At 73.5% G+C, this 1969-nt stretch carries 1 protein-coding gene and 1 pseudogene; both read right to left on the bottom strand.

Annotated features, from left to right (window positions below):
- A pseudogene (locus P1P70_RS44025) lies at positions 1 to 491 on the bottom strand (hypothetical protein); the annotation flags it as partial.
- 208 nt (positions 492 to 699) lie between these two features.
- Positions 700 to 1926 (bottom strand): PP2C family protein-serine/threonine phosphatase, encoded by a 1227-nt coding sequence (locus tag P1P70_RS44020; protein ID WP_413471692.1) that lies wholly within the window; start codon positions 1924 to 1926, stop codon positions 700 to 702.
- Between the last annotated feature and the right edge of the window lie 43 nt (positions 1927 to 1969).

Genomic DNA, 1969 nt, shown 5'->3' with positions numbered 1-1969 from the left:
GGCCGGGGGTGAGTGTGTACGGGCGGCGCGACCCGCCCGTACACACTCACCCCCGGCCCGACCGTCAACGGCCGCCCGGCCAGCTGCTGCCACACCTCCGCGTCGGCGTGCAGATCGACGAACAACGTCGTGGACCCGGGCGTACGCAGCCGCAGTTCCTCCGCGATCCAGTGCCAGGGGAACGCGGTGTACCGGACGGTCGCCGGTGTCGTACGCGCCAGCGCCAGATGCACGAGCCGCTGTTTGCGGTCGAGTTGCAGCTGCCCGGCGAGATACACGGTGAGCGGCCCGGGCGCGGTCGCCGCCGCGCGCAGCCGCGTCAGGACGGCCTGGGGCTCCAGCGGGTCGGCCAGCTCCACGACGTTCGCCGTCCCCGTGCCGGACAGCACCTCGGGTGTGACGGCCGCCAGTACGGGAAGCACGGAGGCCGCGTCCACCAGGCACCCCTTGCCCATGGGCGAGGCCGCGAGCAGCAGCACCGTTCCGGGCATCGTTCCCTCCCCGTCGATCACCTGCACCAGCCAGCACGGTAACCGCTGCGCACGCAAAGGGGGAAAGGAGCACGGCAGGACCGGGACGAAGCGGAGACGGAAGCGCGGGCGGGAGGGGTGCGGAAGTGGGACGAAGCGGAGGCGGGAGCGAGGGCGGAAGCGGGACGAAGCGGAGGCGGAAGCGCGGGCGGAGCCGAGGTGGGGGCACTCACATGGGGGTGCCCGGCGGTCGTCGTACCGGCTCCGAGGCCCGGCGCACCGCGAAGATCGTCGTGTCGTCGTCGAGGCCGCCACCGGTGTGGGCGAGGACGCCGTCCCGGACGAGGCGGACCAGCGACTCGGGGTCGAGGGCGGGTGCCCCGGCGGCGAGGGCGCGGGCGAGGTGCTCGCGGAGCGGGAAGAAGACCCCGCGCCCGTCACGCGCCTCCGTCACCCCGTCCGTGACCAGGAGCAACGTCTCGTCTGCGGCGAGCCGCACGGTGGCTGTCCGGCGTTCCAGGGGCGCCAACTCACCGAAGCCCAGCGGCAGTCCCTCCCTCAACGGGAGGAACCGCACGCCGTGGGGGGAGAGCAGCAGCGGGGGCTCGTGGCCGAAGTTGACGACGTCCACGGTGAGCGTGTCGAGCCCCGCGAGGTCCGGGCCCCAGTCGGTGCGCTCGCTGCGCAGTTCGGGGAAGTCCAGCAGCACGGCGGTGGCGAAGCGTTCGGCGTCGTCGCGGCCGACGTGTGCGCAGTAGCGCACGTGGCGGACCATACGGGTCTCCAACCGCTCGGCCACGGTGCCCGGTTCGGCCTCGTAATAAGCCGCCTCGCGGAACGTGCCGAGCAGCACGGAGGCCGCCTCCACGGCCGCGAGCCCCTTGCCCTGGACGTCGCCGATGACGACGCGCGTGCCGTGGGGGCTGGGCTGGATGTCGTAGAAGTCGCCGCCGACGCGGGCCTCGCTGTCGGCGGCGAGGTAGATCTCGGCGTGGTCGAGGCCGCCGACGTCCGGCGGGAGCTGGCGCAGCAGGATGCGGCGGGTGGTGTCGACGACGGCCCGCATGTGCAGCATCCGCTCCTGTCCGCGCAGCCGCACCGCGCAGGCCAGCACGGACAGGATCCCGCCGAGGGCGACGAGGATGAAGTCGGGGAGGCCGGTGCGCTCCTGGTGGGGCCAGGAGTTGTCGCCCACGATGTACGTGAGCATCGCGAGCGCCGCGAAGAGCGCCGTCGTCCACACCCGGCAGACGGCGGCGGCCGTGCCCGGCACGAGCACCAGCCAGGAGATGACCCGGAAGTTGCCGCCGGTGAACCAGTCGATCACCGGTACGGCGAGCAGTACGACGAGCGGCGGCAGCCAGGCGACGTTCCGCCCGCGGATCCGCAGCGGCTGCTGCCGCGCGAAGGGGTCCGGCTCCCGGCGCCCGAGCGGCACCGGCATCCGCATCCGCATGTCCCACAGCGAAACACGCCCCCACGCCCCCCGCATCCCGACC

Source organism: Streptomyces sp. MB09-02B, from assembly GCF_033794485.1.
GTDB lineage: Bacteria > Actinomycetota > Actinomycetes > Streptomycetales > Streptomycetaceae > Streptomyces.
This window is presented reverse-complemented; position numbering and strand designations above follow the sequence as displayed.

What these genes read in the sequence shown, in the direction of transcription:
- P1P70_RS44020 (WP_413471692.1), bottom strand. Translation starts at nt 1,926, where the DNA reads ATGCGGATGCGGATGCCGGTGCCGCTCGGGCGCCGGGAGCCGGACCCC.